Source organism: Sideroxydans sp. (genome assembly GCF_054604835.1).
The window spans coordinates 195600-216208 of sequence record NZ_JBTSFG010000003.1; the positions used below are offsets into that span (position 1 = coordinate 195600).

The window sequence follows — 20609 nt, forward strand, 5'->3', positions numbered from 1 at the left end:
TCAACCTTTCAGGGTGCCGAGATCATCCACATCGATGGTGCGCAGATTGCGGAACAGCACCACCAGGATGGCCAGACCGATAGCCGCTTCGGCAGCCGCCACGGTGAGGATGAAGAACACGAAGATCTGTCCGTGTATGTCGTTCAGATAATGCGAGAACGCCACGAAGTTGGTGTTCACCGCCAGCAGCATCAGCTCGATGGCCATCAGCAGCACGATCAGATTCTTGCGGTTGAGGAAGATGCCCACGATGCTGATGGCGAACAGCACCGCACCCAGCACCAGAAAATGTGAAAGACCCAGACTCGTCATGACTACTCCCTCGCTTAATCGGCCGTGTGGGCTTCAGCTGCCCCGTTGACTTCGTTCTTTTTGGTGGCGGGCATGGAGATGATGCGCACGCGATCGTTACGTTTGACATTGACCTGCCAGCTCACATCCTGACGCTTGGAATCGCGGCGGCGGCGGAAGGTCAGCGCGATGGCCGCGACCATGGCCACCAGCAGCAGCACCGCAGCCAGTTCGAACGGATAGACATAATCGGTGTAGATCAGGCGCCCCAGTTCCTTGGTATTGCTGTAATCGGCAGCATGTTTGACGGCGGTCATACCGGCGGAGGCCGCCTTGTCGCCCAGCACCCACACCATCTGCACCACGATCAGTGTGGCGAGCAGCGCGCCGGCGGGCAGCCATTGCAGGAAGTCTTTGCGCAGCTTCTCGATGTTGATGTCCAGCATCATCACCACGAACAGGAACAGCACCATCACCGCACCGACATAGACCAGCACCAGCGCGATGGCGAGGAACTCGGCTTCCAGCAGCAGCCAGATGCCGGAGCTGCTGACGAAAGCCAGCACCAGAAACAGCACGGAGTGCAACGGGTTGCGTGCAGTGATCACGCGCAACGCCGAGAACACGACCGAAGCGGCGAAGAAGTAGAACAGTATGGTTTCGAAATTCATGATTTCTTTCCCTTAGCGATATTTCGCGTCGGCTGCGCGATCCTGAGCGATCTGCGCTTCGTTCGCGTCACCCACGGCCAGCAGCATATCCTTGGTGTAGTACAGATCGCCGCGGTTCTCACCGTGGTATTCGAAGATGCGCGTCTCGACGATGGCGTCGACCGGGCAGGACTCTTCGCAGAAACCGCAGAAGATGCACTTGGTCAGGTCGATGTCGTATTGCGTGGTGCGGCGCGAACCGTCCTCGCGTTCAGCCACTTCGATCTTGATGGCCAATGCCGGGCAGACCGCTTCGCACAGTTTGCATGCGATGCAGCGCTCTTCGCCGTTCGGATAGCGGCGTTGTGCATGCAGGCCGCGGAAGCGCGAACCCTGTGGCGTCTTCTCTTCCGGATATTCGACGGTGATGTGACGCGCAAAGAAATACTTGCCGGTCACCGACAGCCCCTGGAACAGTTCCAGCAGCAGGAAACGCTTGAAGAAATTGATGAGGTTTTTCATATGCTATCCCTTGTCTCTCACCATACCCACAACGACGTCTGCATCCAGGCGGCGACGACCACCACCCAGATCAGTGTCAGCGGGATGAACACTTTCCAGCCGAGACGCATCAACTGGTCATAGCGATAACGCGGGAAGGTCGCCCGCAACCACAGGAACAGGAACAGGAAGATGGACATCTTGCCCAGCATCCAGATCAGTCCCGGCACCTGGTCGGTGAATTCACCCAGCGCGCCCCAACCGTGGAAGGGGTTCAGATAGCCGCCGAGGAAGAACACCGTGGTCAGCGCCGCGATCAGGATCATGTTGGCGTATTCGGCCAGGAAGAACAGCGCGAAGCCCATGCCCGAATATTCGGTGTGGAAGCCGGCCACGATGGCGGACTCGTCTTCGGCCAGGTCGAACGGCGCGCGGTTGGTCTCCGCCACACCGGCGAGGAAGTAGACGATGAACATCGGGAACAGCGGCACCCAGTACCAGCCGAACAGACCGTAGTTACTTTGCTGTCCCTGCACGATCTCGCCCATGTTCATGCTTTGCGCCGCGAGCAGCACGCACACCAGCGCAAAGCCCATCGCTAGCTCGTAGGAAACGATCTGCGCGGCGGAGCGCAAGGCACCGAGGAAGGCGTATTTGGAATTGGAAGCCCAGCCCGCGATGATGATGCCGTACACGCCGAGCGAGGTCATCGCCAGCAGATAGAGCAGACCGGCGTTCACATTGGCCAATGTGCCCCCTTCGAAGAACGGGATCACTGCCCAAGCTGCCAGCGCTGGAGCGAGCGCCATCACCGGTGCGGCCAGGAACAGGAACTTGTTCGCGCCGGACGGGATGATGAATTCCTTCGTCAGCAACTTGATGCCGTCGGCGACGGGTTGCAACAAACCCCAATAACCCACACGGTTCGGGCCGGGACGCACTTGCATGAAGCCCAGCACCTTACGTTCCGCCAAGGTGTAGTAGGCCACACCGCCCATGATCGGCAGGATGATGGCAAGGATCTTGGCCACGGTCCACACCGGCAGCCACGCTGCGCCGAGCAGGCCTTCGCCCATCTGATGTACGGTTTGCAGCAGTTCTATCATGCTCGCTCCACTGTGATCGTTCCAAACATCGCACCCAGCGTCGCAGTCATCGGGTGACCGGCGGCCACGCGCACCACGCCCTCGGGCAAGCCATCATCAGCCGCGACTTCGAGCAGCGCACTGCCCTGCCCTTGCGCGACCTTCACCTGCGCACCGGCGGCCACGCCGAGCTTGCTCAACTCTTTGCTGTGCAGCCAGACCTTCGGTTGCGCGGCATCGCTCGTTGCCTGCAGGGACATGGCACGGCGTACGATGGCGTCGGTCGCGTAGATCGGCACATCTGCCACGCGCTGCAGACCGATTACGGCGGTAGGCTTGGATTCGATAGCGCTGACTGCATTGTTCAGCTTGGCCGCGACATCCACACCCTGCAGCGCTTCGTCACGCACAGCTTGCGAAGTCTCGTAATCGAAACCGTCGACCTTGAGCAGATTGCCCAGCACGCGTAATACCTTCCAGGCCGGACGTGCTTCGCCCAAGGGCTTCACCGCACCGTTGAAACTCTGCACACGACCTTCGCTGCTGATGAAGGTACCGGAAGTCTCGGAGTACGGCGCGATAGGCAACAGCACATCGGCGTATTCCGTCGCGCCGTGTCTGTAGGCCGACATCGCGATCACCAGATCGGCAGCCTGCATCGCGGCGATGGCCTGCTGCGCATCGGCGCAATCCAGTTCCGGTTCGACGTTGAGCAACACATAAGCTTTGCGCGGTGTAGCCAGCATGGCAGCGGCGTTCAGGCCGTTACTTGCCGGAATCGCATTCACCAGATAGCCGCCGACGCTGTTGGCAGACTCGCCGATGAAGCCGAACTTGCCCTGCGTGGCGGCTGCGATCTGCTGTGCCAATGCCTGCAGTTGTGCCGCCTGCGGATGTTGCTGCGCGAAGTTGCCGAGCAATACGGCCACACGCTCGCCACCTGCCAGACTGCCGGCGATACCGTCGGTCTGCTTGGCAGCCACGCCCAGGGCGACCTTACTCAAGGCCTCGACCAGCCCACCCGGCGCGACGATGGACTTGTTGGCAATCTTCATCAGCAGATCGTCATCGGCGGAATGGATCACGTTGAGTTGTGCACCGCGCTTCACCGCCTGACGGATACGCGCCGCGAGCAGCGGATGGTCCTTACGCAGGAAACTGCCGACGATGAGGATGCGGTCCGCCCTACCGATGTCGCTCACGGACATGCCCAGCCAGGGCGCGCCCTGCTGTTTGCCGTCGGCGGAGAAATCACTCTGACGCAGACGGAAGTCGACGTTGTCGCTGCCGATGCCGCGCAGCAGTTTCTGCAGCAGGTACATCTCTTCCAAGGTCGAATTACCGGTGGCCAGCGCACCGATCTGCTCGGCACCCGCACCACCCGCGATCTGACGCAGACCATTGGCGCAGAATTCCAGCGCGGCTTGCCAGTCCACTTCCTGCCATTGACCGCCCTGCTTGATCATCGGTTTGGTCAGACGTTGATCGCTGTTCAATCCTTCATAGGCGAAACGGTCGCGGTCAGACAGCCAGCATTCGTTGATGTCGTCGTTCTCGATGGGCAGCACGCGCAACACGCGGTTGTCCTTGGTGTGCACGGCAAGGCCGGAACCCAGACTGTCATGCGCGCTCACCGAACGGCGGCGCGACAACTCCCAGCTGCGTGCCTTGTAACGGAACGGCTTGCTGGTCAATGCGCCCACCGGACACAGATCGATCATGTTGCCGGACAGCTCGGAATCTACGGTGCCTGAGACGAAAGACATGATCTCGGCGTGTTCGCCGCGGAAAGCCTGACCCAGTTCCATCTGCCCGGCGATCTCCTGGCCGAAACGCACGCAGCGCGTGCAGTTGATGCAGCGGCTCATCTCTTCCGCCGACACCAGCGGACCGATGTCCTTGCTCAACACCATGCGCTTCTCTTCGTGATAGCGCGAATGACCATTGCCGTAGCCGACCGACATGTCCTGCAGCATGCACTCGCCGCCCTGGTCGCAGATCGGGCAATCCAGCGGGTGGTTGATGAGCAGGAACTCCATCACCCCCTTCTGGGCTTTGACCGCCTGTTCGGAATGCGTGAACACCTTCATGCCTTCGCTCACCGGCGTGGCGCAGGCGGGCAAGGGTTTCGGCGCCTTCTCCACCTGCACCAGACACATGCGGCAGTTGGCGGCGATGGATAGTTTCTTGTGATAGCAGAAGTGCGGAATGGCGATGCCGGCCTGATGGGCGGCTTCGATCACGGTGGAACCGTTTTCCGTCTGGATCTTCTTACCGTCGATTTCGATATTGATCATTGCTCACCTATTCCATTCAGCTTCACACGAGACAACGCTTGTGCTCGATGTGATATTCGAATTCCTTGCGGTAGTGCTTGAGCATGCCCTGCACCGGCCAAGCTGCTGCATCACCCAGCGCGCAAATGGTGCGGCCGGCGATGTTGTCGCAGAGTTCAAGCAACAGATCCAGGTCTTCCGGCTTGCCCTCGCCCTTTTCGATGCGATGCACGATGCGGTACAGCCAGCCCGTGCCTTCACGGCAAGGTGTGCACTGACCGCAGGACTCTTCAAAATAGAAGTAGGACAGACGCTCCAGCGCACGCACCATGCAGGTCGTGTCGTCCATCACGATCACCGCACCGGAGCCCAGATAGGAACCGGCCTTCTGCAGCGAGTCGTAGTCCATGTTGACGTCCATCATGATGTCGCCAGGCAGCACCGGCATGGAGGAACCGCCGGGGATGACCGCTTTCAGCTTGTGACCGTGACGCACACCGCCAGCCATTGCCAGCAGATCGCGGAACGGCGTGCCCATCGGCACCTCGAAGTTACCCGGATTGTTCACATGACCGGACACCGAGAACAGTTTGATACCGCCGCTGTTAGGCACGCCCAGATCGGCGAACTTCTTGCCGCCGTTGGCGATGATGTATGGAATGCTGGCGAAGGTCTCGGTGTTGTTGATGGTGGTCGGCTTGCCGTACAGACCGAAGCTGGCCGGGAACGGCGGCTTGAAGCGCGGCTGGCCCTTCTTGCCTTCGATGGATTCCAGCAAAGCGGTCTCTTCGCCGCACACGTAGGCGCCGTAGCCCATGTGGTTATGCAGGTCGAACTCGAAATCGGTGCCGAGAATGCCTTTACCCAGATAGCCCGCCTTGCGCGCATCCTCGCAAGCCTGCTCCATCGCTACGTAGGCTTCGAAGATCTCGCCATGCACATAGTTATAACCGGCTTTCACGCCCATCGCATACGCGGCGATGGCCATGCCTTCGATCAGCATGTGCGGGTTGTAGCGCAGGATGTCCCAGTCCTTGCAGGTGCCGGGCTCGCCTTCGTCCGAATTGCAGACGATGTATTTGTCGCCCTCGTAGTTCTTGGGCATGAAGCTCCACTTGAGGCCGGTGGGGAAGCCCGCACCGCCGCGTCCGCGCAGATTGGATGCCTTCACCTCGGAGATGATCAGGTCGGGCGACATCTTCTCGGTCAGTACCTTGCGCAGCGCCTGATATCCGCCTGCCTTCAAATAGTTGTCGAGATTCGCCAGGCCGTCCGCGGCAGTGGCGAGGATGATGGGCTTGCTCATGCCTTGCCTCCTTCCAGATCGGCCAGGATGCCGTCGATCTTTGCCGGCGTCAGCTTGCCGCACATCTTCTTGTTGTTCACGTTCAGCAGGGGCGCATCGACACAGGCACCCATACATTCGCCTTCGCGCAAGCCGAACTTTCCGTCCGGCGTGACTTCGTTCATCTTGATGCCGAGCTTCTGCTCCAGATAGGCCACCGTATCGCCCGCACCGCACAGCGTGCACGACAGGTTGGTGCACACGGTCAGCGTGTGCTTGCCCATCGGCTTGAGGTTGTACATGTGATAGAAGGTCGCCACTTCGTAGACTGCCATCTGCGGCATACCCAGATAGACGGCAACGTCGGCCATGTCTTCCGGGGCGATCCAGCCCTTCTCGTCCTGCACGAAACGCAAGGCGGCCATCACGGCGGACTGGCGCTGATCGGCGGGGTATTTGGTCAGCTCTTTGTCGATGAGCGTCGTGATCTGTTGCGACAACATCAGCGGTCTACCTCCCCGAAAACAATATCCTGCGTACCGATGATGGCCACCACGTCGGCGATCATGTGGCCGCGTGTCATCTCATCCAGACTGGACAGGTGTGTGAAGCCCGGCGCGCGGATCTTCATGCGATATGGCTTGTTGGCACCGTCCGATGCCAGATAGATGCCGAACTCACCCTTGGGATGCTCGACTGCCGAATACACCTCGCCGGCCGGAACATGCATACCTTCCGTGAAGAACTTGAAGTGGTGGATCAGTTCTTCCATGTTCTGTTTCATCGCTTCGCGCTTGGGAGGTGCGTATTTCAGATCGTCGGCCATGACCGGGCCGGGGTTCTTGCGCAGCCAGTCGATACACTGACGAATGATGCGCAAGGACTGGCGCATCTCTTCCACGCGCACCAGATAACGGTCGTAGCAATCGCCCTCGACACCCACCGGGATGTCGAAGTCCATCTTGTCATACACCTCGTAAGGCTGCTTCTTGCGCAGGTCCCAGGCGATACCCGAGCCACGCAGCATCGGGCCGGTGAAACCCAGCGCCATGGCGCGCTCCGGTGTGACGACGCCGATACCGACGGTACGCTGTTTCCAGATACGGTTGTCGGTGAGCAGCGTCTCGAACTCGTCGATGTGCTTGGGGAAACGAACGGTGAAGTCTTCGATGAAGTCGAGCAGCGAACCCTGACGGTTCTCGTTCATGCGCTTCACATCGGCCGCGTTGTGGATCTTGCTCTCTTTATAGTGAGGCATGACTTCCGGCAGGTCGCGATACACACCGCCCGGACGATAGTAAGCAGCGTGCAGACGCGCACCGGCCACTGCCTCGTAGGCGTCCACCAGATCTTCACGGTCGCGGAACGCGTAGAAGAACATGGTCATCGCGCCGAGGTCGATACCCACCGCGCCCAGCCAAAGCAGGTGGTTCAGGATGCGGGTGATCTCGTCGTACATGACGCGGATGTATTGCGCGCGGATCGGCACTTCGATGCCGGCCAGTTTCTCCACCGCCATCACATAAGCGTGTTCGTTGCACATCGGCGACACGTAATCCAGACGGTCCATGTAGGGCATGGCCTGCAGGAAGGTCTTGTGCTCGGCCAGCTTCTCGGTGCCGCGATGCAGCAGACCGATGTGCGGGTCGGCACGCTCGACCACTTCGCCGTCCAGCTCCAGCACCAGACGCAAAACGCCGTGGGCTGCCGGGTGTTGCGGCCCGAAGTTCAGGGTGTAATTTTTTATCTCAGCCATTACCGTCTCTCTGCCTTTAGTTTCGACCGTACTGCTCTTCGCGCATGGTGCGCGGCGTGATCTCGCGCGGCTCTATCGACACCGGCTCATACACCACACGGCGCTGATCGGCGTCATAGCGCATCTCCACGGTACCGGAGAGCGGGAAGTCCTTGCGGAACGGATTACCGACAAAGCCATAGTCGGTGAGGATACGGCGCAGATCGGGATGGCCCTTGAAGATGATGCCGTACAGGTCGAACGCTTCGCGCTCGTACCAGTTCGCCACCGGCCACACGCCGATCACGGAATCCATCATCGGCATCGCATCGTCCTCGGCGAACACGCGCACGCGCAATCTGATGTTGTGGGTGATGGAAAGCAGATGGTAGATCGAGGCGAATCGCGGACCATCGTGCGGCTGGTCGGCCAGATAGCGGCCGTCCTCGCACGTCTCACTGCCCCAGGTGGAGTAATCGATGCCGCACAGGTCGATTAGCTCCTCGAAACGCAGGTCGGCATCGTCGCGCAGACGTGTGAACACGCCGATCATGTCGGCGGCCTTGATCACCAGCGTCAACTCGCCCAAGCGCTCCTGCAGACTCACCACTTTTGAACCGAAAGCTTCGGTCAGATTGGATTTCAATATATTGAGGTCGGTAGCCATATCAGCCTCGCGCGATGGTGTTGGTGCGCTTGATCTTGTTCTGCAACTGGATCACGCCGTACAGCAGCGCTTCAGCCGTCGGCGGACAGCCGGGAACATAGATATCGACGGGAACGATGCGGTCACAACCGCGCACCACGGAATAGGAATAGTGATAGTAGCCGCCGCCGTTGGCACATGAGCCCATGGAGATCACCCAGCGCGGCTCGGCCATCTGGTCGTATACCTTGCGCAGCGCGGGGGCCATCTTGTTGCACAGCGTGCCCGCCACGATCATCACGTCGGACTGGCGCGGGCTGGGACGGAAAGCACCGGCCCCGAAACGGTCCAGGTCATAACGCGGCAATGCGGCGTGCATCATCTCCACGGCACAACATGCCAGACCGAAGGTCATCGGCCACAGGGAACCGGTACGCGCGTAATTGATGATGGTATCGGCGGTGGTGGTGATCACGCCTTTTTCCAGAATTCCTTCAATGCCCATATGCTCCCCTCTTCATCGTGCACGACAACGCCATCCGGCGGTCGCGCATTCATGTATTAGTACTTTCGCTGGCGTGCCGCAGTCCTGCTCACTCGCTTGAATCTGCGGCATGCGTGGAAGATCACATCCACGACAGAGCCCCTACTCCCACTCCAGCGCGCCCTTCATCCATTCGTAAACGAAGCCAACTACAAGAATGGCCAGAAAGACCATCATGGAAACAAAACCGAAGGTACCGATCTCCTTCAGAACGATCGCCCAGGGAAACAGGAACGCGATCTCGAGATCGAACAGGATGAATAGGATGGCGACAAGATAGAAGCGCACATCGAATTTCATGCGCGCGTCTTCGAATGCTTCGAAACCGCATTCGTATGGAGACAGTTTTTTTTCGTCAGGACGGTTCGGGCCGACAATGATGCCGAGAACCAGGGGTGCGATACCCATTACCAAAGCGATGCCGATAAATAACAGTACCGGAAAATAATTTTCCAACATGCTTGAGTCTCCTCCCTCTGTGAACCCGCAATATAGCGGAGTGCAAAGCAATGCTCTAGTTTTATATTTCGGCCTTTCGCTGAATCAGCCTGGCTCTTCTTTTATATTGTCTGGTGCGGGGCATGGGACTCGAACCCACACGTCCTTTCGGACACAGCCACCTCAAGGCTGCGCGTCTACCAATTCCGCCAACTCCGCATTACTACTTGAAAATTATCGCGGGATTTCCTTCGCCTTGGAATCAGGCGCGCCAGCCGCTGCCGGCGCATCCACTTGCAGTGTATTCACATCCACACGATCCATCACGCCGGTTTGCTTCTCAGGCTGCGCATACATGGCAGTCAGCGTCAGGCTGGTGATGAAAAAGACGGTCGCGGCCACTGCCGTGCTGCGGCTCAGAAAGTTGGCAGAGCCGCTGGAGCCGAACAGGCCACCCGCCGAGCCGGTGCCGAAAGCGGCTCCCATATCGGCGCCTTTGCCGTGCTGGATCAGCACCAGACCGACCAACACCACCGCAGTTACCACATGTACCACCCAAACCAATGTTTCCACAATCGACTCCAGCTTCTAGATTATTGTTGCGCAGCGCTACAGATCGCCACGAATTCTTCCGCCACCAATGACGCGCCACCGATCAGACCGCCGTCGATATCCGGCATACCCATCAATTCTGCCGCATTGCCCGGCTTCATGCTGCCGCCATACAGGATACGCAGCCCTTGTGCCACTTCCGCATCCAGTTGCGCCACGCGCTGACGGATGAAGGCATGCACCGCTTGTGCCTGCTCCGGTGTCGCGGTCTTGCCTGTGCCGATCGCCCAGACCGGCTCGTAGGCGATGACGGCCTTCGCCAATGCCTGCGCACCGACATGATTCAGTATCACTTCCAGCTGACGTCCCACCACCTGCTCGGTCACGCCGCTCTCGCGCTCATCCAGTGTCTCGCCGACGCAGAAGATCGGCGTCAGGCCGAACTTGATCGCCGTATCAAACTTGGCAGCCGCGATGTCATTACTCTCATGGAACAGGGCGCGACGCTCGCTGTGGCCGATGATGACGTAACGACATCCGAAATCCACCAGCATGCCCGGCGCCACCGCACCGGTGAATGCACCTTTTTCATGCTGACTCAGATTCTGCGCCCCCCAAGCCACATTGCTGCCTTGCAGCATGGACTGGGCCTGGGCCATATACGGGTAAGGCACGCACACACCATAATCTGCGGCACCCAGTGCTTTCACACCCGCCAACACGCCCTCCAGCAAGGCCTTGTTGCTTGCCAGATCGCCGTGCATCTTCCAGTTTCCAACCACTAATTTGCGTCGCATCAGACTATTCTTCCGACGTTTTAAGGTCGGCGATAGTAACGGCGAAACGAACTTCGGTCAATCAGCGCAACTTGACCTCAACCAAGCCCCAAATCTTCCTTTGCTCATGCCAGCCAGAATGGCTTGTGTAATAATCGTGTAACAATTCGCACATAGGATGCATCCCGCTGACAAAAGTCGAGCACAACGATCAATCCTTCGGAGAATCTTGAAATGAGCAAACTGAATCGAATCTTGAGCGGGCTCGGCCTGTCCTTGACCCTGCTGGGTGCCACCGTAGCCCATGCCGGCAACATCACCGGCGCCGGCGCCACTTTCCCCTACCCCGTTTACGCCAAGTGGGCTGAAGCCTACAAGAACAATACCGGCGTGGGCATGAACTATCAATCCATCGGTTCCGGCGGCGGCATCAAGCAGATCAAAGCCAAGACCGTGGACTTTGGCGCTACCGACGCCCCGATGAACGCCAACGAACTGGGCATGCTGGGCCTGACACAATTCCCGACCGTGATCGGCGGTGTCGTCCCGGTCATCAACGTTGAAGGCGTATCCCCCGGCCAACTGAAGCTGTCCAGCAACACCCTGGTCGACATCTTCATGGGCAAGATCACCAAGTGGAACGACCCCAAGATCGCCGCCGACAACAAAGGCCTGAACCTGCCAGAACAAGCCATCACCGTGGTACACCGCGCTGACGGTTCCGGCACCACCCACATCTTCACCTCCTATCTGGCTGCAGTCAGCACAGCATGGATGCGCGAAGTCGGCGCCAACAAGGCCGTGAAGTGGCCGGTGGGTACGGGCGGCAAGGGTAACGAGGGTGTTGCTTCCTATGTTCAGCGCATCAAGGGCGCCATCGGCTACGTTGAATATGCTTACGCACTGCAGAACAATATGTCCTACGCGCAACTGAAGAACCGTGACGGCAACTTCGTCTCTCCGACTGCCGAAAGCTTCAAGGCCGCCGCCGGCAATGCCAAGTGGAAAGCTTCGGAAGGCTTCGCGGAGATCCTGGTGAATCAACCGGGCGCAGACAGCTGGCCTATCGCCGGCGCGACATTCATTCTGATTTACAAGAATCAGGACAATGCCGCCACTGCTGCTGAAGTGCTGAAGTTCTTCGACTGGGCTTACAGCCAGGGCGACAAGATGGCTGCCGATCTGCACTACGTGCCGCTGCCAGCCAATGTCACCGCTATGATCCGCAAGTCCTGGAAAGACCAGATCACCGACGGCCACGGCAAGGCGATCTGGAAGTAAGCAAAGCCTGAGTGCGCCGAACAGCGCGCTCAAGTTATAATTCGGGGGGCGCTATGCCCCCCAATTTCACTCAAGAACTATTACACAAATGAAATCGACGCTCTTGCACCAAGCCCGGCTCAAGCAACAGATATGGCTGGACATGTTGTTCCGTGGCCTGACCCGGCTATCGGCTTTCGGGGTGCTGGCGCTCTTGCTCGCGATCATTGCCTCGCTGGTGATCGGCAGCATGCCTGCCATAGAGGCGTTCGGTTTTCACTTTCTCGTCAATGATGAATGGAATCCGGTCACCGATGAATACGGTGCACTGGTCCCCATCGTAGGCACATTGGTTACCTCCGGTATCGCCCTGCTGATCGCCATTCCGGTCAGCTTCGGTATCGCCATATTCCTGACCGAGCTGTCGCCGCGCGTGTTGCGCCGGCCGCTCGGCATCGCCGTTGAATTGCTGGCGGGCATTCCCAGCATCATCTACGGCATGTGGGGCCTGTTCGTGTTCGCGCCATTGTTCGCCGATCACTTCGAGCCCTGGATCAACGACCACATCGGCACCCTGCCGATGCTCGGACCGTTCTTCGCCGGCCCGCCGATGGGCATCGGCATCCTGACCGCCGGCATCATCCTCGCCATCATGGTGATCCCCTTCATCGCATCGGTCATGCGCGACGTATTCGAAGTCGTGCCGCCCATGCTGAAGGAATCCGCCTACGGCGTCGGTGCCACGACCTGGGAAGTGGTGATGAAGATCGTGCTGCCCTTCACGCGCATCGGCGTGGTCGGCGGCATCATGCTCGGGCTGGGACGCGCCCTGGGCGAGACCATGGCCGTCACTTTCGTCATCGGCAATGCGCATGAACTGAGCAAATCGCTATTGATGCCAGGCAACAGCATCTCCTCGGCTCTGGCCAACGAGTTCACCGAAGCGGTCGGCGAGCTGTATACCTCGGCGCTGATCGAGCTGGGCCTGATCCTTTTCTTCATCACTTTCGTCGTCCTGTCACTCGCGCGCCTGATGCTGCACAAGCTGGGCAAAGGCGAGGGCCAGACCACCTGAACGCCATGCTGACACTCTATACCCGCCGTCGCATCATCAACGTCACCGGCCTGCTGGTCTCCATGCTGGCCATGGCCTTCGGCCTATTCTGGCTGTGCTGGATCCTGATCACCTTGCTCAGCCACGGCCTGACCGCGCTCACCCCCGCCGTCTTCTCGCAGATGACGCCGCCCCCCGGCAGTACCGGCGGTCTGCTGAACGCGATCGCCGGCACGCTGATGATGAGCCTGCTCGGCACGCTGATAGGCACGCCCATCGGCATCCTCGCCGGCACTTATCTGGCCGAATTCGGCCAGCGTGGCTGGCTGGCGCCGATCACCCGCTTCATCAATGACATCCTGCTGTCCGCGCCTTCCATCGTGATCGGCCTGTTCGTGTACGAGGTGTATGTCATCCGCGTCGGTCACTTCTCCGGCTGGGCGGGCGCTTTGGCACTTGCCATCATCGTCATCCCTATCGTGATCCGCACCACCGAGAACATGCTGCGCCTGATCCCCAACACCCTGCGCGAGGCCGCCTCCGCACTGGGTGCGCCGCAATGGAAGATCGTCAGCTTCGTCACCCTGCGCGCGGCACGCGCAGGCATCATCACCGGCGTGATGCTGGCCATCGCCCGCATCAGCGGCGAGACCGCCCCGCTGCTGTTCACCGCGCTTAACAACCAGTTCTGGAGCGCTGACATGAACAGCCCGCTGGCCAACTTGCCGGTGGTGATCTTCCAGTTCGCCATGAGCCCCTACGAAGACTGGCAGCATCTCGCATGGGCCGGCGCACTGCTGATCACCATCAGCGTACTCACGCTCAACATCCTGGCGCGCATCCTGTTCCGCCAAAGTGCAACCACACATTGATATCGGGAATCACTACTCATGAACGCTGAAACAGTCAACACGCCCAAGGTCACCGTACGCGACCTCAACTTCTTCTACGGCAACTACCGCGCACTCAAGGACATCAACCTCGACATCGCGGAAAAGATGGTGACCGCCTTCATCGGGCCGTCCGGCTGCGGCAAATCGACGCTGTTGCGCACGTTCAACCGCATGTACCAGCTCTACCCGAAACAGAAGGCCACCGGCCAGATCATGCTGGACGGCAGCAACGTGCTCGACCCCAAGCAGGACCTCAACATGCTGCGCGCCAAGGTCGGCATGGTGTTCCAGAAGCCGACACCGTTCCCGATGTCCATCTATGACAACATCGCCTTCGGCGTAAAACTGTACGAGAACCTGAGCCGCAACGAGATGGATGATCGTGTCGAATGGGCCTTGAAGAAAGCCGCACTGTGGGGCGAGGTCAGCGACAAACTGAAACAGAGCGGAACCAGCCTGTCCGGCGGCCAACAGCAACGCCTGTGCATTGCCCGCGCCATCGCGGTCAAACCGCAAGTGCTGTTGCTGGACGAACCAACCTCCGCGCTCGACCCGATCTCCACCGCGCACATCGAAAAACTGATCGATGAGCTAAAGAAGGATTTCACCATCGTCATCGTGACGCACAACATGCAACAGGCTGCACGCATCTCGGATTTCACCGCCTATATGTACCTGGGCGACCTGATCGAGTTCGGAGACACCAGTACGGTGTTTACCAATCCAAAACGGAAAGAAACTGAGGATTACATCACCGGTCGCTTCGGCTAGCCATCCCGAACGCACCAACAAGAACGCCGAGCGATGCTCGGCGTTCTTCATTTCAGACCGACAAGTACAAGACTAGGCTGCGGCAGCTTTGACCGCCTCCGCGATTTTCTCCGCGCACAGCTTCACCTTCACCCCGTCCTCGCCCTCCACCATCACGCGCAGCAATGGCTCGGTACCCGACGGACGCAGCAACACGCGCCCCTTGCCGTCCAGCATGATCTCGGCCGTCTCCACAGCATGTTTCACCTTGGCATGGTTCGAGAGGTCTTCTTTCTTGGCCATCTTCACATTGATCAACACTTGCGGATACATGTGCAGGTCACCTGCCGCTTCAGCCAGCGTCTGCTTCTTCATGCGCAAGGCATGCAACACCTGCAGGGCGGAGACGATGCCGTCCCCGGTGCTGTGCTTGTCCAGACAGATGATGTGTCCGGAGTTCTCTCCGCCCAGCTGCCAGCCCTGCTGCTGCAGCATCTCCATCACATAGCGGTCGCCCACCTTGGCGCGCATGAACGGGATACCCAGATGCTGCATGGCATGCTCGAAGGCGAGATTGGTCATCAGGGTGCCGACCACGCCGCCCTTCATCGTGCCTTCGGCATGATGCTGCCTAGCGATGACATACAGCAGCTGATCCCCGTCGTATAACTTGCCCGATGCATCGACCATAACCAGCCGGTCGCCGTCGCCGTCCAGCGCGATGCCGATATCCGCCTTGTGTTCGACCACGGCCTTCTGCAGGTTCTGCGGTTTGGTCGCGCCATAACCATCATTGATGTTCAAGCCGTTAGGCTCCGCACCGATCGCGATGACTTCCGCCCCCAGTTCGTGGAACACGTGGCGCGCAATGTGATAGGTCGCACCATGCGCGCAATCCACCACGATCCTCATGCCGCGCAGGTCCATCTCGTTGGGGAAGGTGCTCTTGCAGAATTCGATGTAGCGTCCGACCGCATCGTCGAGGCGCTTGGCTTTGCCCAATGCGTCCGACGCATTGGTCTGCATCGGTTCGTCCAGTGCCGCTTCGATGGCATGTTCGACTTCGTCGGGCAGCTTGGTGCCGTTGCCGGAGAAGAACTTGATGCCGTTATCTTCAAAAGGATTGTGCGAAGCCGAGATGACCACCCCCGCCTGCAAGCGCAGCGCGCGCGTCAGATAGGCCACGGCGGGGGTCGGCACAGGACCGGCCAGATACACATCGATACCCGCCGCGATCAAACCGGCTTCCAGCGCGGATTCCAGCATATAGCCGGAGATGCGCGTGTCCTTGCCGATCAGCACCGCCGGACGTTCACCGCGCGAGTGCTCCGCCTTGGCCAGCACCTTGCCGGCCGCATAACCCAGATGCATCACGAACTGCGGTGTGATGGGATGCTCGCCCACTTTGCCGCGCACACCATCAGTTCCGAAATATTTTCTACTCATATCGATCCCCGTTCACTGCATTCAATATCTTCAAGGCATCCACCGTCTCGCGCACATCGTGCACGCGCACGATGGCCGCCCCGCGTTGCACCGCCAGCACCGCCGCCGCCACGCTGGCAGCCAGACGTTCCCCGACCTCGCGTCCGGTGATCGCACCCAGCATGGATTTGCGCGACAGGCCAGCCAGCACCGGCATACCAAGCTTTGTAAATGCTTCCAATTCGCGCAGCAGGGCGAGATTATGCGCCAGCGACTTGCCGAAACCAAAACCGGGATCGATGACGATACGATCCCGGCCGACCCCCGCCGCCGCCACGGCGGCTATCCGCTGCCGCATAAAGTCTGCGACTTCAAGGACGACATCGTCATAGCTCGGGTGCTGTTGCATCGACTGCGGGGTACCCTGCTTGTGCATCAAGCAGACTGCCGCATCGCTCGCCGCCACAGCCTGTATCGCCCCCTCCGCCTGCAAGGCATTCACGTCATTGACCATCGTTGCGCCCGCCTTGATCGCTGCACGCATCACGGCCGGCTTCCAGGTATCGATGGAGATCGGCACCGCGATGCCGCGCAACCCCTCGATGACCGGCAACACCCGATCCAGCTCCTCCTGTTCGCCCACCTCGGCAGCGCCGGGGCGTGTGGATTCACCGCCGATATCAAGCATATCGGCGCCGTCTTCTATCAGTTGCCGCGCATGATCGATGGCATTGGAGAATGATACATAGCGGCCGCCGTCAGAAAATGAATCCGGCGTGACATTGACGATGCCCATCACTTTCGGACAGGACAGGTCGAGTTTGAATGCGCCGCAAAGAAGTTGCATCGGGATATTCGGAAGGAAAAGAAAGAGAGGCTAGTCGACTAGCCTCTCTGAACACTGTTTCAGGTCTCTTGCGCCGGTTCGCCGGTTGCCGGCGCTGTCGGCTTCTCGTCCGCGGGCGGTTCAACGGGTGGCGTCACCGTGGCGGGCTTGGGCGGACGCGGCGGATTGCCGGCCATGATGTCGTTGATCTGATCCGCGTCGATGGTCTCCCATTCCAGCAAGGCCTTGGCCATCGCCTCCATCTTGTCGCGATTCTCCTCGATCAGTTTGCGCGCCAGCGCATATTGCTCGTCGAGGATACGGCGTATCTCGGCATCGACCTTCTGCATGCTGGCCTCGGAGATGTTCTTGTGTGTGGTCACCGAACGGCCGAGGAACACCTCTCCCTCGTTCTCGCCGTACACCATGGTGCCCAGCGCATCGGACATGCCCCACTGCGTCACCATCTTGCGCGCCATGTCGGTGGCGCGCTCGAAATCGTTGGAAGCGCCGGTCGTCATCTGGTTCATGAATATCTCTTCCGCGATGCGCCCGCCGAACAACACGGCGATAGTGGACAGGATGCGTATCTTGTCCATGCTGTAACGGTCTTCGGATGGCAACTGCATGGTCAGACCCAACGCACGGCCGCGCGGGATGATGGTGACCTTGTGTACCGGATCGGTCTTGGGCATCAACTTGGCGACCAGTGCATGGCCGGACTCGTGATAGGCCGTGTTGCGACGCTCTTCTTCCGGCATCACCATGGACTTGCGTTCCGCGCCCATGAATATCTTGTCCTTGGCTGCTTCGAAATCGTCCATCTCGACGAAACGCTTGCCACGGCGCGCCGCGAACAGTGCCGCCTCGTTCACCAGATTGGCCAGGTCGGCACCGGACATGCCCGGTGTACCGCGCGCCAGGATGTCTGCCTTCACGTCTTCCGCGCACGGCACTTTGCGCATGTGCACTTTCAGGATCTGCTCGCGACCGCGGATGTCCGGCAACGGCACCACCACTTGGCGGTCGAAACGACCGGGGCGCAACAAGGCCGCATCCAGCACGTCGGGGCGGTTGGTCGCGGCGATCACGATCACACCCGACGCCCCCTCGAAACCGTCCATCTCCACCAGCAGCGCATTCAGCGTCTGCTCGCGCTCATCGTTGCCGCCGCCCAAGCCCGCACCGCGCTGACGACCGACAGCGTCGATCTCGTCGATGAAGATGATGCAGGGCGACTGTTTCTTGGCCTGCTCGAACATATCGCGCACACGCGCCGCACCGACACCGACGAACATCTCGACGAAATCGGAACCGGAGATGGAGAAGAACGGCACCTTGGCTTCGCCCGCGATGGCTTTGGCCAACAGCGTCTTGCCGGTACCGGGACTACCCACCATCAGCACGCCGCGCGGGATGCGCCCGCCCAGGTTCTGGAATTTGCCCGGATCGCGCAGGAAATCCACCAGTTCCGAAACCTCTTCCTTGGCCTCATCGCAACCGGCCACATCAGCGAAGGTCACGCGCTCCTTGGAATCATCCAGCATGCGTGCCTTGCTCTTGCCGAACGAGAACGCGCCGCCGCCCTTGCCGCCCTGCATCTGGCGCATGAAGAACACCCACACGCCGATCAGCAGCAGCATGGGGAACCATGAGATGAACACCTGAGTGAAGAACCCTTGCTCCTCGTCCGGTTTGGCTTCCACTTTCACGCCATACTTCAGCAGGTCGGAAACCAGCCAGATGTCGCTGGGGGCAAAACTGGTGATGCGTTTACCGTCGGGCGTGACCGCTTTAAGCGTGCGACCTTCGATGGTGACTTTCTCGATCTGGCCCGAACGGACAGCCTCAAGGAACTGTGAATAATCCAGTTGCACCTGCGCCGTCTGCATCTGGCGCGCGTTGAACTGGTTGAAGACGGTCATCAGCACCATGGCGACGACCATCCAGATCCCTATACTTTTGAACAGATTATTCACACTTGCTCCTCAGATATGAGCGAAAAACGAAAGCGCATTAGACTACGGAAGTACCGATTACTCAAGCTTTCCCAAGCCCACCAAATACTGTTCGTTGCTGCGGTCACGAGATGCCTTGGGCTTGCGCGCGACCACTTTGGTGAAGTGGGTACGCATTGATTTCATATATTCCTCGAACCCGGCACCCTGAAACACCTTGGCCACGAACGAACCGCCGGGGGCGAGATGGGTGACAGCGAAATCGAGCGCCAGTTCCGCCAGATACATGGCGCGCGCCTGATCAGCCATCACTACACCGCTGATATTGGGGGCCATATCCGAGATTACAAGGCCGATAGGCCGGCCGCCCAATCTTTCTTCCAATTGCGCCAACACACTTTCCTCGCGGAAATCGCCCTGTATGAACTCGACGCGCGGCAAAGGCGATAGCGGCAAAAGGTCCAGCGCGATGATGCGGCCGTGTTCGCCCATCTTCTTCGCCACCACTTGGCACCAGCTGCCCGGCGCTGCCCCCAGGTCCACCACCACCATGCCCGGCTTGATCAGATTGTCGCGCTCGTCCAGTTCCAGCAGCTTGTAAGCGGCGCGCGCGCGATAGCCGTCCTTCTGCGCCATTTGCACATAGGGATCGTTCACATGCTCGCGCATCCATTGTTTGCTGGATTTTGATGCTTTCATAGATTCTGGCCTGATAAGAGGGTCATAAGCGGATCAGCGCACAACGAACACCCGACAACTGGTTGATACCATAGGAATCCGTAATTTCTGCGGACATGCCTCCGTTTTGCTAGAATGCGCGCCCTATCTGGAGCAACACATGTTAAATCTCTCTGTATCCCAGCGCCTCGCCCTCAAAGGCCGCGCCCATGCCCTTAACCCAGTCGTGATGATCGGCAATGCCGGTTTGACGCCAGCCGTGCTGGACGAGATCGAGCGCAGCCTGAAAAGCCACGATCTGCTGAAGATCAAGGTGATGAGCGACGATCGTGAAGCCCGCGAAGCGATGCTGCAAGAGATCTGCACCACTTTGAAGGCCGGACCGGTGCAGCATATCGGCAAGACGCTGGTGGTCTATCGACCACTGGAGACGCCCATCGCCAAGCCCCCCAAGCGCCGCAAGGGCAAGCCGCTCACCAAGAAGCAGCTCGCCAGCCGCAGTTAAAGATACTGTACTTCAACGACTTCGTATTCACGCACCCCGCCCGGGGCCTGCACTTCAGCGATATCACCTTCCACCTTGCCGATCAGCGCACGCGCGATCGGTGAGCTGATGGATATCTTGCGGTGTTTGATGTCCGCTTCGTCCTCACCCACGATCTGGTAAGTCACCACGTCGCCGTTGCTGACGTCTTCCATCACCACGGTGGTGCCGAACACCACGCGACCATCGGTACTCAAGGTCTTGGGGTCGATGACCTGCGCGCTGCCCAGCTTGAACTCCAGCTCGACGATGCGGCCTTCAACGAAGGATTGACGCTCCTTGGCGGCCTCGTATTCCGCGTTCTCGGACAAGTCGCCCTGCGCACGCGCTTCGGAGATAGCATTGATCACCGAAGGACGTTCCACTGTCTTCAAACGGTGCAACTCTTGACGCAATAGCTCGGCGCCGACGACAGTCAATGGGACTTTGCTCATAAAACTCT

At 59.5% G+C, this 20609-nt stretch carries 23 protein-coding genes and 1 tRNA gene; 5 read left to right on the forward strand and 19 right to left on the reverse strand.

The window, feature by feature from the left end:
• The 14 genes from nuoK to tpiA all read right to left on the reverse strand — a co-directional run bounded on the left by nuoK (position 1) and on the right by tpiA (position 10800).
• The gene (nuoK, locus tag ACYCZ5_RS06575; RefSeq protein ID WP_461543994.1) at positions 1-312 is read right to left on the reverse strand and encodes an NADH-quinone oxidoreductase subunit NuoK; all 312 of its coding nucleotides are present in this window, start codon (positions 310-312) and stop codon (positions 1-3) included.
• Positions 313-326: 14 nt separating this feature from the next.
• Complete coding sequence (locus tag ACYCZ5_RS06580) at positions 327-962, reverse strand: NADH-quinone oxidoreductase subunit J (RefSeq protein WP_461543995.1); 636 nt, start codon at positions 960-962, stop codon at positions 327-329.
• Between the two features lie 12 nt (positions 963-974).
• Positions 975-1463, reverse strand: a complete 489-nt coding sequence (gene nuoI, locus ACYCZ5_RS06585) for an NADH-quinone oxidoreductase subunit NuoI (protein WP_461543996.1) — start codon at positions 1461-1463, stop codon at positions 975-977.
• A 17-nt stretch (positions 1464-1480) separates the two neighbouring features.
• Complete coding sequence (gene nuoH, locus ACYCZ5_RS06590; protein ID WP_461543997.1) at positions 1481-2548, reverse strand: NADH-quinone oxidoreductase subunit NuoH; 1068 nt, start codon at positions 2546-2548, stop codon at positions 1481-1483.
• Positions 2545-4824, reverse strand: coding sequence for an NADH-quinone oxidoreductase subunit NuoG (gene nuoG / locus ACYCZ5_RS06595; RefSeq protein ID WP_461543998.1), 2280 nt, complete (start codon positions 4822-4824; stop codon positions 2545-2547). The genes nuoH and nuoG overlap by 4 nt, the downstream gene beginning before the upstream one ends.
• A 22-nt stretch (positions 4825-4846) precedes the next feature.
• A complete protein-coding gene (nuoF, locus tag ACYCZ5_RS06600; RefSeq protein ID WP_461543999.1) occupies positions 4847-6109 on the reverse strand; it encodes an NADH-quinone oxidoreductase subunit NuoF in 1263 nt (420 codons plus the stop codon).
• Positions 6106-6591 (reverse strand): NADH-quinone oxidoreductase subunit NuoE, encoded by a 486-nt coding sequence (gene nuoE / locus ACYCZ5_RS06605; protein ID WP_461544000.1) that lies wholly within the window; start codon positions 6589-6591, stop codon positions 6106-6108. Before nuoE ends, nuoF begins: the two co-directional genes overlap by 4 nt.
• Positions 6591-7844, reverse strand: a complete 1254-nt coding sequence (locus ACYCZ5_RS06610) for an NADH-quinone oxidoreductase subunit D (RefSeq protein ID WP_461544001.1) — start codon at positions 7842-7844, stop codon at positions 6591-6593. Before ACYCZ5_RS06610 ends, nuoE begins: the two co-directional genes overlap by 1 nt.
• Before the next feature lie 16 nt (positions 7845-7860).
• Complete coding sequence (locus ACYCZ5_RS06615) at positions 7861-8490, reverse strand: NADH-quinone oxidoreductase subunit C (protein ID WP_461544002.1); 630 nt, start codon at positions 8488-8490, stop codon at positions 7861-7863.
• Between the two features lies 1 nt (position 8491).
• Positions 8492-8974, reverse strand: coding sequence for a NuoB/complex I 20 kDa subunit family protein (locus ACYCZ5_RS06620; RefSeq protein ID WP_459719877.1), 483 nt, complete (start codon positions 8972-8974; stop codon positions 8492-8494).
• Positions 8975-9115: 141 nt separating this feature from the next.
• Positions 9116-9472 carry an NADH-quinone oxidoreductase subunit A gene (locus tag ACYCZ5_RS06625; RefSeq protein ID WP_461544003.1) on the reverse strand — a complete coding sequence of 119 codons (357 nt, stop codon included), beginning with the start codon at positions 9470-9472 and terminating at the stop codon, positions 9116-9118.
• 111 nt (positions 9473-9583) lie between these two features.
• A tRNA-Leu gene (locus tag ACYCZ5_RS06630) sits at positions 9584-9670 on the reverse strand.
• A gap of 15 nt (positions 9671-9685) precedes the next feature.
• A complete protein-coding gene (gene secG / locus ACYCZ5_RS06635) occupies positions 9686-10024 on the reverse strand; it encodes a preprotein translocase subunit SecG (protein ID WP_461544004.1) in 339 nt (112 codons plus the stop codon).
• A gap of 20 nt (positions 10025-10044) precedes the next feature.
• Complete coding sequence (tpiA, locus tag ACYCZ5_RS06640) at positions 10045-10800, reverse strand: triose-phosphate isomerase (RefSeq protein WP_461544005.1); 756 nt, start codon at positions 10798-10800, stop codon at positions 10045-10047.
• A 213-nt stretch (positions 10801-11013) separates the two neighbouring features.
• Here tpiA and pstS point away from each other — a divergent pair, with 213 nt between their 5' ends.
• From pstS to pstB, 4 genes are all read left to right on the forward strand, one after another.
• Complete coding sequence (gene pstS / locus ACYCZ5_RS06645) at positions 11014-12060, forward strand: phosphate ABC transporter substrate-binding protein PstS (RefSeq protein WP_461544006.1); 1047 nt, start codon at positions 11014-11016, stop codon at positions 12058-12060.
• 88 nt (positions 12061-12148) lie between these two features.
• Complete coding sequence (gene pstC, locus ACYCZ5_RS06650; RefSeq protein WP_461544007.1) at positions 12149-13114, forward strand: phosphate ABC transporter permease subunit PstC; 966 nt, start codon at positions 12149-12151, stop codon at positions 13112-13114.
• A gap of 5 nt (positions 13115-13119) precedes the next feature.
• On the forward strand, positions 13120-13965 hold the full coding sequence (gene pstA, locus ACYCZ5_RS06655; RefSeq protein WP_461544008.1) for a phosphate ABC transporter permease PstA: 846 nt from the start codon (positions 13120-13122) through the stop codon (positions 13963-13965).
• An 18-nt stretch (positions 13966-13983) separates the two neighbouring features.
• The gene (gene pstB / locus ACYCZ5_RS06660) at positions 13984-14757 is read left to right on the forward strand and encodes a phosphate ABC transporter ATP-binding protein PstB (RefSeq protein ID WP_461544009.1); all 774 of its coding nucleotides are present in this window, start codon (positions 13984-13986) and stop codon (positions 14755-14757) included.
• A gap of 72 nt (positions 14758-14829) precedes the next feature.
• On the opposite strand, the gene glmM is transcribed toward pstB, so the two are convergent.
• The 4 genes from glmM to rlmE are packed head-to-tail and all read right to left on the reverse strand — an operon-like array spanning position 14830 to position 19644.
• Complete coding sequence (glmM, locus tag ACYCZ5_RS06665) at positions 14830-16182, reverse strand: phosphoglucosamine mutase (protein ID WP_461544010.1); 1353 nt, start codon at positions 16180-16182, stop codon at positions 14830-14832.
• A complete protein-coding gene (folP, locus tag ACYCZ5_RS06670) occupies positions 16175-17008 on the reverse strand; it encodes a dihydropteroate synthase (RefSeq protein WP_461544011.1) in 834 nt (277 codons plus the stop codon). The genes glmM and folP overlap by 8 nt, the downstream gene beginning before the upstream one ends.
• A 59-nt stretch (positions 17009-17067) precedes the next feature.
• Entirely contained in the window at positions 17068-18966 is a 1899-nt protein-coding gene (gene ftsH / locus ACYCZ5_RS06675) for an ATP-dependent zinc metalloprotease FtsH (protein WP_461544012.1), read from the reverse strand.
• A gap of 57 nt (positions 18967-19023) precedes the next feature.
• Positions 19024-19644, reverse strand: a complete 621-nt coding sequence (rlmE, locus tag ACYCZ5_RS06680) for a 23S rRNA (uridine(2552)-2'-O)-methyltransferase RlmE (protein WP_461544013.1) — start codon at positions 19642-19644, stop codon at positions 19024-19026.
• 139 nt (positions 19645-19783) lie between these two features.
• On the opposite strand from rlmE, the gene ACYCZ5_RS06685 reads away from it, so the two are divergent.
• Complete coding sequence (locus tag ACYCZ5_RS06685; protein ID WP_461544014.1) at positions 19784-20128, forward strand: YhbY family RNA-binding protein; 345 nt, start codon at positions 19784-19786, stop codon at positions 20126-20128.
• Here the strand turns inward: ACYCZ5_RS06685 and greA are convergent.
• Entirely contained in the window at positions 20125-20601 is a 477-nt protein-coding gene (greA, locus tag ACYCZ5_RS06690; protein ID WP_461544015.1) for a transcription elongation factor GreA, read from the reverse strand. The genes ACYCZ5_RS06685 and greA overlap by 4 nt on opposite strands.
• Positions 20602-20609: the final 8 nt, after the last annotated feature.